Below are 13,396 nucleotides of genomic sequence, written 5' to 3' on the forward strand. Positions count from 1 at the left end.
CCGTTCACTCGACCGGATGGCATATTCCATGTGGGTCTTCCGCAGTGAGGTGGTGGCGGTGTATCGTCCCGCCCCCACCTCACTTACATCACAGCATTTCCCGCGCAAAGGGGCTTGTCGGGCAGATCTGTTCCGGTGGATGCCGGAGGGCTCTCAGCGCGTGTAGCTCTTGGCGATGTCGCCGATGAACTGGCGGGTCTGGTCCACGTTCAGCGCCTGCGCCCTCAGGTGCTCGTACATGACGCTGTAGCGCTGCACGTCGTTCGCCTTCTCCAGGTAGAGGTCGCTGGTGACCCCCTCGATGTACACCACGCTGGAGTCCGCGGCGTCGGGGAATTCCAGGATGGCGTACTGACCGTTGATGCCGGGGTGCGCCCCCATGTCGAAGGGCAGCACCTGCACGGTGACATGGGGCAGCTGCGACTGCTCGATGAGGTGCTCCAACTGCTGGATCATGACCTGCTTGCCGCCGACGAGCCGCCGCAGCGCGGACTCGTCGATGACGGCCCACAGGCGCAGAGGGTGCTCGGGGGCGTTGACACGGTCCTGGCGGCGGGCCCGGACGTTCACCCGCTTCTCGATGTCGGACGGCGGCGCCTCGGGCAGGGCGCCGTTGATCAGAGCCTCCGCGTAACCCCGCGTCTGCAACAGACCGGGGACCACCTGGGGTTCGTACACCCGGAGGGACTCGGCATCGGTCTCCAGCCCGATGTACACGCTGTACGGGATGTCGCCGAAGGCGTGCCACCAGCCCTGCTGGCGGGAGTCCTTGGCCATCTGCATCAGTGAGTCGACGACGCGGTGGTCCTCGACCTCGTAGACCCCGCAGAGATCGCGTACGTCGCGTTGGCTGATCGAGCGGCGGCCGTTCTCCAGCCGGCTGATCTTCGACTGCGATACCAGCAGGCGCTCCGCCACCTCCTCGGCCGTCATGCCCTTGATCTCGCGGAGGCGGCGCAGTTCCTGGCCCAGCCGGCGTCGCCTGACAGTGGGATTGACGTTGGTCGGCACGGGAACGGCACCTCCGGCTATGCAGCTGTTGTAGCTGTGCGTATCTGCTTGCTCAGCAGATTGCCACCCGGGGCCCCGGCCGCGCTGGGAAACGGCCACACGCAATCAGCGCACGCAAGAGCGCGGGGCAGCCGGTGGATCCGGCTGCCCCGCGCCTGGTGCGGCTCCCGAACCGGGTCATGGGGACTTCGGTGCGGCGATATGGCGGTATTCAGTACTCCGCGCCAAGTGTCCGCGCGGTCGTGCTGTCAGTGGACGGAGGTGTGCGCCATGCTGCCGCGGTGCGCTTGCGGCTGCAACGGCACGCCTGCCGTCTGCTGATTACGGCGTGGCTGGACGGCCACGCCGTTCTGGACGTCCATCACGGCATGCGCCACGAGACCGCCCATCGGGTCGTGTCTGATCAGGTCCCGGAGCCGGGAGCGCGATGAGCGCCCCTCGTTCCCGGGGTACAGGTGCTTGCCGAGTCCGACCGCGTGGGCCAGTGCGGCGAGCGCCGCGGTCCGCGGGTCCGGCGGTACGCCGGTGCGGATCGCGTTGTCCAGCCGGGCCTTGATGTCCCGGCTGATTGCCGTGTCCGTCGCCTGGTAGCGAGTCGTCGGCAGCACTCCGCACATCTGGCCCGCCACGGCATGAACCATGCCGCACCGCTCCAGATGAGCGAGGTAGATCTGGCGAAGTCCCAGCCGGGGCCCGCCGATCCAGTGGACTGCCCGAACCGGACTGCCACGACGGCGCAGCAGTTCCAGTGCGGAGTCCAGAGTCGGATCTCCTGTCGGCCGTGGCATCACCACGGCGATACGATCCCCGTCAGGGGCTATCCGTCCTGCCAGAGCCAGCTCCACTAGCTGTGCCCCGGCCAGGCCGAGGTCGAGCGACTGCGGCTGCGCTGTGGTACCCGTGGTCGGGTCCAGAGCGAGCAACAGAAGCTCCTCCGGAATTGTTCTGCGGCTCCTGCCCATCCATGCCTCCCCGCGTGGATGAATGACAGGGTGACCCCTCTCACATTGGTCTGTCGAGGGTGCCTGGGTGCTTTGTGAGGGAACCGTTAGGTATGTCGTTCTCGTCTAGCGGCTCGGTCAAGGGTTCACACAGGACACTGGTAGATGGTTCGGACAGTGCGGGCATGTCCCCGCGGCTCATCAAGGAGGTATCGGTGGCGGGCGAGTCCCCCGACAAGTCGGAGCAGCGGAAGTCGTCGGGGACGGCTGAGGAACGCGATCCGCGTCTCGCCGTGTTCCGTGGACCGGTCGCTGCGGCGGACGGGAGCACGACGGACGGGGCGACAGGCACCGCGAAGGACAGCGAGACCGCTGTCTTCCGCCTGCCGCACTCCGCGGAGGCCGACGCCTCAGGGGGCGCCTCCGGCGCCTCGGAGGGCGCAGAGGGCCCTGAGAGGGCCTCCACGCCCCGCGAGGCGGCGGGGGAGGCCGAGAAGGCGGAGGACGCGGCCGGGGAGGCCACGGCGGCGCCTGAGGCGCCCTCGTCGACTTCCTCGGAGGAGACGCGGCCGGACTCCGACGCCGAGGGCGAGTCCGATTCCGGCCGTTCCGACGCCGGGGCGGACTCCGACGCTGAGGGCGAGTCCGATTCCGGCCGTTCCGACGCCGGGGCGGACTCCGGCTCCGAGCGCGAGGAGGTCGCCGAGCCCGCTTCGGAGGCCCCGTCCGCACCGGACGCGGCGTCGGGTACCGACACCGACGGCGCTGATTCGGACGGCGGCTCCGAAACCGGCTCCGAGGCCGGATCGACGCCCACCGACGCCCGGCTGCGTGCCGCCGTCGCGGCATGGGTGGCGACCGGGCCCGAAGAGGAAGCCGCAGGTCGTAGCAGTGCGGCCGAGGCTGCGGCCGAGCCGTCCGAGGACGACGACAAGGCGCCCGGGAGCAGCGGAGAGGCTCCGGCTGTCACCGAGGAGAAGGCGGAGAGCGCCGACGACGAGACGCCGGCGGACACCGACGTGACCCCGGCCGACGACGACTCGTCGGCGGACGATGCCGCCGAAACAGCGGCCGCCCCCGCCGCCGAAACAGCGGCCGCCCCCGCCGCCGAAGCCTCGACCGGCAGCGACGCCGAGGTCCCGGCCGGCTGTGATGCCAAGGCCACGGCCGGCAGTGATGCCAAGGCCACGGCCGACAGCGACGCCGATGAGTCCGACGACGCCGAAGAGACCGCAGAGGCCGAGGCGTCCGAGGACGCCGCCGAGTCCGCGGAGGCCAAGGACGACGCACCGGCCACCCGCGCCCCCGACGACGCCCCCCGGATCCCGAAGACCCGGGCGGAGGTATCCCCGGCGGAGGAGGCGGACTCCGCGCGCGACGAGCGAGGAATCGATCATCCGACGGCCGTCTTCAAGGCGCCGCGGGCCGAGCAGATCGACCACCCGACGACCGCGCTGAAGCTCCCGCCGAAGGAGAAGGCGGCCGCGCGGAAGCCCGCCTCCTGGGCCGCCAAGGCCTCCGGAGCCCCCGAGGCTCCTGAGGCTCCCGCCGAGCGGACGAGCAAGTTCGTGCCGCTGCGCTCGGACGACGTACGCCCCGCGCCCGTGGTCGGCCCCACGGTCACCCCGGACGTCACGGCCGGCCCCGGCAGCCCCGCGAGCCCCGGGGCCGGTATCGCCGAGGCCGAGCGGACCAGGCAGCAGCCCATGCCGCCCAGGCCGCCGCTCGACCTGCTCGCCGAGCTGACGAACACCCCGCCGCCCCCGGAGACCCCGGTCCGCACCGCGGTCAGGAGGGTGAAGATCTGGACGCCGCTTCTCCTGCTCGTCCTGGTCATCTTTGCGATCGCGCAGGCGATGCGTCCGCTGCCCGACCCCACACTGACCCTCTCCGCCTCACCCACGTACACCTTCGGCGGCGAGAAGCTGGCCATGCCGTGGCCGGAGGACGGACAGGGTGCCGTCGAGGTCGAGGGCGTCGGCACCATCGGCACGTACGGCAAAGAGAAGTCCGCGCCGATCGCGAGCGTCGCGAAGATCATGACGGCGTACGTGATCCTCCAGGGCCACCCGATCACCGGCAAGCAGGCGGGCGACCAGATCGTGGTCGACGCGAAGGCCGGTGAGGAGGCGAACCGGCCGGACGAGTCGACGGCGCCCATCAAGGAGGGCCAGAAGTACACGGAGCGTCAGATGCTCCAGCTCCTGATGATCCCGTCCGGCAACAACGTGGCGCGGCTCCTGGCCCGCTGGGACGCCGACACCGAGAAGGCGTTCGTCGAGAAGATGAACGCGGCGGCCGAGGACCTCGGGATGACGAACTCGGTGTACACGGACCCCAGCGGTCTCGAGGCCACCACCCGGTCCACTCCCGCGGACCAGCTCAAGCTGGCCAAGGCGGTCATGCAGAACGACGTCTTCCGCGAGATCGTGAACATGCCGCAGGCCGAGATCCCGGGCATCGGCAAGACGATCTACAACAACAACAACATCCTGCTGGAGCCCGGCGTCAGCGGCATCAAGACCGGCTCGTCGACCCCCGCCGGCGGCAACCTCATCTGGACGGCCGACACGGTCATCGACGGCAAGACGCGCCGGATCATCGGCGCGGTGATGGGTGCCGATGTCGACGGGACCCTGGACGCCAAGCTGCAGCGCGCCCTGCAGAGCAGTCTGGCGCTGATCCAGACCGCCCAGGAGGGCGTCGACTCCGCCACCGTCGTCAAGAAGGGCCAGATTGTCGGGTACGTCGACAACGGCTTCGGCGGGCAGACCCCCGTGGTCGCGACCAAGGACCTCAAGGCCGTCGGCTGGGGCGGGCTCGAGGTGGATCTCAAGCTGACCGACGGCGGCAAGGCGCCCGCCCACACGGCGAAGGCGGGCACCGTCGTCGGCGAGGTGACGGTCGGCACGGGGACGGGCAAGGTCTCCGCCCCGGTCGCCCTGCAGAGCGAGATGACCGAACCGGGCTTCGGCGACAAGCTCACCCGCATCACCTGACGGCCGCCCCCCTGTCCCCGCCGTCGCGGGGGCAGGGGCGTGTCCCCAATAGGGCAGCGCGGCGAAAATGCCGCGTGCTAGCGTCCCGAAGGCAACGGTCGGGCGCCGGGACGCGTCCTTCCGCGTACGGATGAGGCCCGTGCAGTACATGGACGGGTTCGGCAGGCCCGGGCAAGGACGGGGAGAGTCGCAGTGACCACCGCTGAGCCGACACGGGCCGAAGCCGGCCCGCCCGCCGAGAGCACCCCGGTCCGGATCCCGGCCCAGGCCACCGGTGGCGGCGACGGTGCCGACGGCTCGATACGGAGCCGTCTCCTGCGCCACCCCGTCCTGCTGACCACCGCGGTCGCCGCCGCCGTGCACCTCCTCTGGTTCTTCTTCTTCGCGAACAGCGGCGGTGACATCGCCGCCCAGGACGCCTGGTCCGAATTCGTCGGCCGCCACCCCGGGACGGCGTACAACCTCGCCTGGTACGGGGGCATGCACCCGGTCTCGTACAGCGTGGTGTCGCCCTATCTGATGTCGGTGCTCGGCGTCCGGTCGACGATGATGGTCGCCGGCACGGTGTCCTCGGCACTCACCGCCCTGATCCTGGTGCGGGTGCCCGCGGTCCGTAACCCCGTCGCGTGCGCGCTCGCCGGAGTCTTCGCGTATCTGTGCAACGCCCTGTCCGGCCGGGTGACGTTCGGGCTCGGCATGATGTTCGCGCTCGGCGCCGTCGCCGCCGTCTTCTGCTGGCCCCACCGCTGGCGCTACAAGCGGTGGGCGAAGGCCGGAATCGCCGCGCCGCTGGCCGGGCTCGCCACGGCGGGCAGCCCGGTCGCCGGGCTCTTCCTCGGGGTGGTCGCCGCGGCGCTCTTCCTGAACAAACGGCGCCCCGGGGCGTACGCGCTGGGTCTGGCCCCCGTCGCGGTGGTGGTCCTGTCCTCGTGGCTGTTCCCGTTCTCGGGCACCCAGCCGATGGCCCTGGGCACCCTGTCACTGCCGTTCCTCTACGCGGTCTTCGTCTTCTTCCTGGTGCCCCGCGACTGGCGCACCGTGCGGACGGCCGCCGCGGTCTACGGCGCCGGGACGCTGCTGACCTATGTGGTCGACTCGCAGATCGGCTCGAACGTCTCGCGTATGGCGATGCTGTTCGCCGGTGTCGTCCTGCTGGCCGCACTCCCGTACACGGCTCCGCGCACCCGGCGCTGGTACGCGCTGGTCATCGTCTTCGCGGGACTGAACTTCTGGATCGGTTTCAAGGGCGTCGACGACATCGTGCGTACCGCCCCCGACGCGTCCTGGAACCGTTCACTGGCCCCACTGGTCAACCAGCTCCAGAGGGTGGGGGCGGAGCGGGGCAGGGTCGAGGTCGTACCTCCCAGCAGCCACCGTGAGGCCTCGGCGCTCGTGCCGTACGTGAATCTGGCGCGCGGCTGGAACCGGCAGGCCGACATGAAGCGCAACCCGCTCTTCTACGACGACACCCTCAACTCCATGAACTACCGCGAGTGGCTGGACCGCTGGGCCGTGCACTACGTGGTGCTGCCCACCGGGAAGCCGGACTCGGGGGCCGAGCAGGAGACCGCGCTCGTCGAGAAGGGGCTGCCGTATCTGAAGGCGGTCTGGAGCGACGCCAACTGGAAGGTGTTCCGGGTCCTGGACCCGGTGCCGCTCGCCGATCCGCCCGCGACGGTGGAGCGGGCCGGTGACGACAGGCTGACGATCCGCGTGCAGTCGGCGGGCCGGGTCCTGATCCGGATCCCGTACTCCCGGTGGCTGGCCGTCGTCGACGAGGAGGGCAAGGGAGTGGAGCGGCCGCGGGAGACGGAGGTGTCCAAGAAGCGTTCGGAGAAAGACGGGAACGCTCCGAAGGAATTCACCAACGATCACGGCTGCCTGATCAAGGTGGAGGAGGACGCGGACGGCGACGAGTGGACCGAGCTGCTCGCACCGCGCCCTGGTGTCTACCGCCTGGCGGGGCCGTATCAGTTCCAGCCGGGCACGCCCTGCCCCGAGGAACTGCGCCAATAAGTGCGGGAACTCTCCCTCCGGGCGTGCCGCACTGGCATGGTGTGCTGCCATGAGGTGCCAACACTGCGGCGGCGAACACATCGGTCCGCTGCCGGGCATGGTCTGTCCCCGGTGCGGTTCCGTGGCGCGCTCGCCTCGCGGCAGCGGTTCCTGGATCGCCCAGGAGACGCTGACGGGCCGGTTCTCCACGCTGCCCCGGCGGCGGAAGGCGCTGATCGTGGCGGGAGTCGTCGTGGCCGCGGGCAGTCTGGCCACCGCCGTGTCGCTGCTCGCCACGGGTGCCGGAGGCGCGCGCCCGGAGACCGCGGGCCGCGCCGGCGCCGTACCGGCACCGACCGGCGGCGGGGCCCCGACCCGGATCGGGCCGATCGGGTCCGGGGACGGCGTACCGGCGCCCTCTGCCGATACGGGCCGCTACCGCTACACCGCATGGGCCGGGCCCGGTTGCACCACGGGCGACTACGCCGAGCGCGGGCGCTTCGAGAACGGCGACGCGGGCTGGTACACCGTCGAGTCGGGCGGCTTCGCGGGCGGTCCGTGCGACGGCCGGTTCAGCGCCGTCCCGATGTCGGGGAGCCCGGGCCAGGACCGGGGGAGCAGCGCCGTCTGGTCCTGGCACCTCGGTGACGGCTTCCGCGAGTGCGCCCTGACGGTCTTCGTGCCGAGCAGCGTCCGCGAGCGGGACGTGGCGGGCGCCCCGACCGTCTACCGGGTCCTGTCCGACCCGCACGACACGGACTCGGCCTATACGGGCTTCGCCGTCCACCAGCCGGAGCACCGGGGCACCGCCGTCGACGTACGGAGCTACCCGGTCAAGGGGGACACCTTCGCGGTGCAGATGGTCGACCGGGGCCGGGACTGGGGTGACGCGGAGCTGGTGGGCGCGCACCACGCGGCGGCACAGCTGAGGGCGTCCTGCCGCTGACGCGGTTCACCGGACGAACGGGCGGTCCCGTTCCGCCAGGTGTGCGGAAGGGCCGGCGGCCCTGAGCACCACTTCCGGTGCGCGATCCGGGTCTGAGGAGTAACAGCCGCTGGCCCAGGCGGCGTTGGCCTCGATGACCGCCCAGTGGCCCTCGTCGGTGAATCCGACGTCGACGACGATCGCGGACGGCAGGGTGTGCCCCGCCGCGGCGAGCAGTTCCGAGCCGAACGCGTGGGCCTCGGCGGACAGCGGCGCCAGGTGCAGCCGCCCCGAGACGGCGTACCGGCTGCCGGTGTGGACCTGCCCGTCGAGCAGATACAGCCGGTACTCCGCGTCGAACGCGACGACATCGCTCACCAGCACCACCGTCTCCGGATCTACCGCGTCCGGCCCCGGCAACCGGGATCCGTCCGCGTAGACCAGCGCCGGGATGCCCTTGTCGTTCGGAGACTTGACGAAGACCGGGCGGCGCAGCCCGTACGCCTCACGGATGGGCACGGCACGGATCTCGCGCCGGACGAACTCGGCGGGCAGCCGGGCCAGCCAGTCGGCGGGAGCCTCGAGCGGCGCGACACCCAGCGCGGAGGCCACGGCGTCGGCGAAGGAAGGACCGGCGTGAAGATACGCGCTCCCGCCGCGCAGCCCCTCGGGCACCTCGTGGTCCGGCAGCCGCAAGGTGTGCAGCCCTCGCCGCCGGGCGCTGTCGCGTAGGGCCCGGGCGGAGGCGGTGAGACGGGGCGGGAGTACGAGGGTCATGAGCAGGGATCCTGCCGCAGCCGGGGAAGTGTGGCCCACCGGATTTCGTTCGACACCCCCGCCCGGTTCGGCTTGCATGGGCCGGATGCACGCCGATGAGACCAAGACCGACGCAGCGCTCGTACGGCGCCTGCTCGCCGCGCAGTTCCCCGCGTGGGCGGACCTTCCCGTCGAGCCGGTCGGCTCCCACGGGACGGTCAACGCCATCTACCGGCTGGGCGCGGATCTGGCCGTACGGCTGCCCCGTATCGAGGGCGGCTCGAAGGACGTGGCGACGGAGAGCCGCTGGCTGCCCCGCCTCGCCCCGCACCTCCCGTTCGCCGTCCCCACACCCCTGGCCGAGGGTGCGCCGGACGAGGGCTACCCCTGGGCCTGGTCGGTCTGTCGCTGGCTCGACGGCACCAATCCGGCCCCCGGCGTGGGCAGTGCCGAATTCGCCGCCGACGTGGCGGAGTTCGTCCTCGCGCTGCGCCGTGTGGACACCACCGACGGCCCGCCGGCCTACCGCAGCGAACAGCTGCCCTCACGGGACACGGCCACCCGGGGCGCCCTGGACGCGCTGCACGGCGTCATCGACACCGGGGCGGCGGCCACCGCGTGGACGGAAGCCCTGCGGGCCCCCACCCCGAAGGGCCCGGCCGTATGGGTCCACGGGGACCTCCAGCCGGGCAACGTCCTGGTCTCGGGCGGCCGGCTGAACGCGGTCATCGACTTCGGCTGCATGGGCCTGGCCGACCCCGCGGTCGACCTGATCCCCGGCTGGTACCTGCTGCGGGCCGGGGCGAGGCGGACCTTCCGCACGCGGGTGGGGGCGGACGCGGCGACGTGGGCACGGGGGCGGGGCTGGGCCCTGTCGATCGCGCTCATGGAGCTCTCGTACTACCGGACGTCGAACCCGGCGATGGCGGAGACGGCCCGGCGGGTGGTCGGCGAGATCCTGGAGGAGACGGGATGGGGCGACGCCACGGGGTGACTCGGCACCCGCTTCAGGAGCGGGGCCGAGTTCTCCTATCAGGTAGGAGTCGACGTTTGCGGCTTCTCCGGGCCCGTCGCTGCGCGCCAACGTTGATGCCAGCGACGCATGTCGGATCACGGGTTCGGCATCTGCTCGTCAGCCGCCCTGCGCGGTCGTGCCAAGACTTCCGCTGCTCGCCTGTCAGCCGCGTGCTTCTGCTCCATGGAGGTTCGCAGCTCCCCAGGGGTCGGCCAGGGTGCGCGCCGATGGATCATGCGGTGGCAGTTGGCACATATGAGAGCGAGGTCGCTGAGCTTGGTCCTGCCCTCGCCGGCCTCGTGCAGTGGGACGACGTGGTGGCACTCGATGTACCCCGTTCCACGGTCGCCGTACACCTGCTCGAAATCGAAGCCGCATGCCTCACACGCGAGCTGACGACCCTGACGCAACACGGTGTCGATCTTCCTCTTGCGCAACCCCTTGTTCCGCTCGCGGCTTCGGTGGCGGCTCAGCAGCAGCCTGCCCTCGGGTGCGCTGTAGTCGTCTTCCTCCTCGGCCGAAGGTGGCAGATCCTGGAATTCTCCGACTACAAGGCCATGCCGGATGCGTCGGGCTGCCTCCGACATTTCGGCCGGCCGGGCGAGGAAGTCGTTCATGACTTCGACATCCAGTGCGTTGCCGTTCGTGGGCTTGCCCGTGTAGTCGGGGTGGCGGCACGTGATGTCCACCGTTTTCCGAGCTACGCCGTTGGGATTCCGGAAGAGCTCATTACGTATCTCTTCAGGATGGATCGGCATGGTCTGGAGCAGAGCAGATAGTTCGGTCACCCGTGGGTCGTCGAACTCCAAGCGCTTCCAACCGTTCTTCATGGCCAGGTCACAGGCAAGGATGATCTCGTCGCGAGTCCAGTCGGGGCTCCGAGACGAACGGATGGTGAAGCCGAGTCGGGCTAGCCACCTGGCGGCGTGAGACCTTCCGCCGCTCAGTTCGTCCGGCCTCAGTGCCCGGCCTTGATCGAATTTGTGAGCCACACCGGCGATGGCTTTCGAGTCGTAGGTTCGCTCCTCGTGCAGGAGGAGGTATCCGGTGGCCGGCTTGTACCCATACTTGGACAGGAATCTGTCCTGTCCCAGCTCGTCATGCTCCGTCAGAGCCTTGACCACACCATCTCGACTGATCGCCCCTTTGCGCATGGTGAAAGCGTAAGGCTCGCCACTGACAACCAGTCAGGCACTTATGGGGTGTCCGTCACGCCGCAGTGGACGCCTTTCACCGGGTTGCGGCCGGCCTTCGGCTCGACCGATCAGGCCGGTCCGCCTGCGAGGAGGCAGGCGGACCGGCCTGATGGTGGCGCTGTGGCGTTGGGCCGGGGCCACGCACGCTCTGAGGGCCGAGTCATGCCGCCTGGAGCACTTCGCAGGGGCAGTGGCGGAATTCCAGGCCGAGTTCGTGGTCCACGGCCGCGCTCGAACGCGTGGCGGCTTCGGTGACCTTCTCCCAGGAGCCGTACTTCACGTAGAGCTGGTCCGCTGTCGGGCCGAGGGGGTTGCCGTACTTCTTCTGGTTACGTGCTTCCAGCTCCGCGACTTGTTCCCGGGTCATGCCGGCGCGGACGACATCCTTGGCGTCGTTGCGCATCTGAACCAGAGTGCGTGCGATGTCCTCCTCCGAACGCCCGTCGGCGCGCATGGTGCACTCCTTGCGTTCCATGTCTTCAAGGAGATGGTGGTACTGCATCCGCTGATCGCGCGCGACTTCGCGCTCCTCCGGAGTCTCACTCCGGATCAGGCACACGACCGGCTCCGGACTGGTGCAGTCACCGTGGTCCGGGGCTGCCTGGGAGACAGGAGCGACGACGACCGAACCGCAACTGGCGGCCAGCAGACACGGGTGTGACGCGTGCTCGGCAGCAGAGGCGGCCTGGAGGGGGAGGAAGGCGGCTTGGGCGACCAGCAGCGCGGGAACCACGCGGCGGGCCAGCGAACGCAGACTTTTCAGTGACATGCATCCATCGTTCGGCAAGACACAACGAGACCGAAGCATGAGCGAGCCCGAAACACCCCATAGGCCGCCGACTCCACTCCGCTGAGTGAAGCGCGGACTCCAGCGACATCCCCGCGGCGACTTCGGACTCCGGCCGTGAGGGCCCTTTGTTTCGGGTCACGGCAGGATTTGAAGATCTTGCCCGTGCCCCTGCCTACTCCTACCGCGTCTCTCGATGTGCTGCCAAACTGGCCCGCATGCCTCGTACCTGACGCTTCGCCACTCCAACGGGCGCGGTCTCGGGGCAGAACTGGGGGGCCAGGTCGTGTCGTATCCCGTCGAACGTCCAAAAGGTAAGGCTCATACACCTCCGTCGCGTGACATACGGAAGGGCGCATCCCACTGTCAGAAGTGCGGACTGAGGTTGCCCAGGGACACGCGGGGCCGACTAGGGCTGTGTCCCTGCGTGGATACGAAGTAGGAGAGCGTCGTCGAGGCCTGTTGGCCCTGGCTACCAGGCCTCTCGCCGATCTTGGCGTTGCGTCGAGAGCTTTGCAGGCACGGTGCTGCCCATGTCTGTTCGCCACAGATACCCCGGACTCGGCGCGTAGTCCTCAGAGGGAGGAGCCGGGGAATGAAAGCGCTGCGTGCGCGGGAGTGGTACCTCGATCAGTCTGCCGTCGTGAATCATCCATAGGCCGAAGCAATCGTCCTCCTCGTCATGGATCAGCACCTGGACATGGCCAGGGTTCGGCCAGGGAAGCGATTCGAGATGCTTCAGCAGCCCGGTACGCGGCTCCATACGGTTGAACTCAATGACCCAGCCACCGACGAACAAGTCGAGGGGTTTGAAGTGACCGCGCCAGCTACGTGAATCGTCAGGGCGGGTCAGCGGTTCCATGACCTCATCCGCGTATGTCGCCAACACGATGACCTGCGCAATTCTGCTCATGCCGGAGTATCGCCGTACGCCACGCATCAACAGCAACCTCTTTCGGGTGCAGCTCTGCGTTGGTGACTCCTCCTGAACCGTACGGCGAGATTCTGGGGGCGGGGAACGGGGGATCACCAGTCCCTGGCTCCCGACCGGGAAGCAGCCTCGTGGCCGCCAGTGCGAGCACGCGTGAGCTGATGCCGTGCCGGGGCACAGCACCGCACGTGCCGCGCTGGTCTATCAGCCATGACCGCCCGGGGCCGCGCCATTGCTGATCGGCTGGGGGCGATGATCCGCAAGCAGCAGGGAGACACCGAGACGTAGTGGCACGCGCAGGGCACGGGCGTGCTCATGCGAAAGGGCCAGTTCGAGAGGACCAAGCCTCCGAACTGGCCCTTTGTGCTGTGCCCCCGGCAGGATTCGAACCTGCGACACCCGCTTCGGGAGTTCGATCGGGTGCCGACGTGGCCTTAAGATCTCGCCGCCATGACGACCGGACAGAGGTGCCCATGTACGCCCCTGTACGACGTCGTTGATGTCAGCGATGGATGTCAGAGGCCTTCTGGCTCGTAGCTCTAGCCGGATCGGTTAGCGACGGCCATACCAGCCGCTACGAGGCCCCGGAGAGACGGTAACGGACGTGAGTGGTTGGTGTGGTTGCGGCACGGCGCTGCTGGACGTGGGCTGTAGTCAACAACGTCACGACTGCAAAAGCATCAGCGTATGCACCAACCGGCTCTCTGAGAGCGGGCCATGCGGTCATCACGATGATGATCACGATAATCACCCAAGGCTGAGGGGCAGGGTTTGACAGGCCCCCCTGGGCACGAGTCAAACTCATGATTGAGCCTCCTAGGTTCCTTGCCCACCCCTCCG

10 protein-coding genes are annotated in these 13,396 nt (G+C 69.3%); 4 read left to right on the forward strand and 6 right to left on the reverse strand.

Annotated elements, in window-relative coordinates; all coding sequences use genetic code 11:
* Positions 1–153 precede the first annotated feature (153 nt).
* Both ACIQM3_RS32825 and ACIQM3_RS32830 read right to left on the reverse strand, forming a co-directional pair.
* Positions 154–1,011, reverse strand: a complete 858-nt coding sequence (locus ACIQM3_RS32825) for a helix-turn-helix domain-containing protein (protein WP_401630843.1) — start codon at positions 1,009–1,011, stop codon at positions 154–156.
* Between the two features lie 248 nt (positions 1,012–1,259).
* On the reverse strand, positions 1,260–1,973 hold the full coding sequence (locus ACIQM3_RS32830; protein WP_401630845.1) for a GPP34 family phosphoprotein: 714 nt from the start codon (positions 1,971–1,973) through the stop codon (positions 1,260–1,262).
* A 164-nt stretch (positions 1,974–2,137) separates the two neighbouring features.
* Here ACIQM3_RS32830 and ACIQM3_RS32835 point away from each other — a divergent pair, with 164 nt between their 5' ends.
* From ACIQM3_RS32835 to ACIQM3_RS32845, 3 genes are all read left to right on the forward strand, one after another.
* Positions 2,138–4,951, forward strand: a complete 2,814-nt coding sequence (locus ACIQM3_RS32835; protein ID WP_401630847.1) for a D-alanyl-D-alanine carboxypeptidase — start codon at positions 2,138–2,140, stop codon at positions 4,949–4,951.
* A gap of 192 nt (positions 4,952–5,143) precedes the next feature.
* The gene (locus tag ACIQM3_RS32840; RefSeq protein WP_401630849.1) at positions 5,144–6,967 is read left to right on the forward strand and encodes an MFS transporter; all 1,824 of its coding nucleotides are present in this window, start codon (positions 5,144–5,146) and stop codon (positions 6,965–6,967) included.
* A 97-nt stretch (positions 6,968–7,064) separates the two neighbouring features.
* A complete protein-coding gene (locus tag ACIQM3_RS32845; RefSeq protein ID WP_401631258.1) occupies positions 7,065–7,892 on the forward strand; it encodes an adhesin in 828 nt (275 codons plus the stop codon).
* 6 nt (positions 7,893–7,898) lie between these two features.
* On the opposite strand, the gene ACIQM3_RS32850 is transcribed toward ACIQM3_RS32845, so the two are convergent.
* Positions 7,899–8,648, reverse strand: a complete 750-nt coding sequence (locus ACIQM3_RS32850) for an ATP-grasp domain-containing protein (protein ID WP_401630851.1) — start codon at positions 8,646–8,648, stop codon at positions 7,899–7,901.
* A gap of 85 nt (positions 8,649–8,733) precedes the next feature.
* On the opposite strand from ACIQM3_RS32850, the gene ACIQM3_RS32855 reads away from it, so the two are divergent.
* On the forward strand, positions 8,734–9,621 hold the full coding sequence (locus ACIQM3_RS32855; RefSeq protein ID WP_401630853.1) for an aminoglycoside phosphotransferase family protein: 888 nt from the start codon (positions 8,734–8,736) through the stop codon (positions 9,619–9,621).
* Between the two features lie 116 nt (positions 9,622–9,737).
* On the opposite strand, the gene ACIQM3_RS32860 is transcribed toward ACIQM3_RS32855, so the two are convergent.
* The 3 genes from ACIQM3_RS32860 to ACIQM3_RS32870 all read right to left on the reverse strand — a co-directional run bounded on the left by ACIQM3_RS32860 (position 9,738) and on the right by ACIQM3_RS32870 (position 12,538).
* Positions 9,738–10,796 carry an HNH endonuclease gene (locus ACIQM3_RS32860; protein WP_401630855.1) on the reverse strand — a complete coding sequence of 353 codons (1,059 nt, stop codon included), beginning with the start codon at positions 10,794–10,796 and terminating at the stop codon, positions 9,738–9,740.
* A gap of 202 nt (positions 10,797–10,998) precedes the next feature.
* Positions 10,999–11,607: a hypothetical protein gene (locus tag ACIQM3_RS32865; protein ID WP_401630857.1), complete on the reverse strand. Its 609-nt coding sequence runs from the start codon at positions 11,605–11,607 to the stop codon at positions 10,999–11,001.
* 490 nt (positions 11,608–12,097) lie between these two features.
* On the reverse strand, positions 12,098–12,538 hold the full coding sequence (locus tag ACIQM3_RS32870) for a hypothetical protein (protein WP_401630859.1): 441 nt from the start codon (positions 12,536–12,538) through the stop codon (positions 12,098–12,100).
* Between the last annotated feature and the right edge of the window lie 858 nt (positions 12,539–13,396).

The sequence above is a fragment of the Streptomyces sp. NPDC091271 genome (genome assembly GCF_044757505.1).
GTDB lineage: Bacteria > Actinomycetota > Actinomycetes > Streptomycetales > Streptomycetaceae > Streptomyces.

Excerpts from the sequence above, each read along its gene's own strand:
- ACIQM3_RS32845 (WP_401631258.1), top strand. The coding sequence starts at position 7,065 with ATGGTCTGTCCCCGGTGCGGTTCCGTGGCGCGCTCGCCTCGCGGCAGC.
- ACIQM3_RS32870 (WP_401630859.1), bottom strand. The coding sequence starts at position 12,538 with ATGAGCAGAATTGCGCAGGTCATCGTGTTGGCGACATACGCGGATGAG.
- ACIQM3_RS32865 (WP_401630857.1), bottom strand. The coding sequence starts at position 11,607 with ATGTCACTGAAAAGTCTGCGTTCGCTGGCCCGCCGCGTGGTTCCCGCG.
- ACIQM3_RS32835 (WP_401630847.1), top strand. The coding sequence starts at position 2,138 with ATGTCCCCGCGGCTCATCAAGGAGGTATCGGTGGCGGGCGAGTCCCCC.
- ACIQM3_RS32850 (WP_401630851.1), bottom strand. The coding sequence starts at position 8,648 with ATGACCCTCGTACTCCCGCCCCGTCTCACCGCCTCCGCCCGGGCCCTA.
- ACIQM3_RS32830 (WP_401630845.1), bottom strand. The coding sequence starts at position 1,973 with ATGGGCAGGAGCCGCAGAACAATTCCGGAGGAGCTTCTGTTGCTCGCT.
- ACIQM3_RS32860 (WP_401630855.1), bottom strand. The coding sequence starts at position 10,796 with ATGCGCAAAGGGGCGATCAGTCGAGATGGTGTGGTCAAGGCTCTGACG.
- ACIQM3_RS32855 (WP_401630853.1), top strand. The coding sequence starts at position 8,734 with ATGCACGCCGATGAGACCAAGACCGACGCAGCGCTCGTACGGCGCCTG.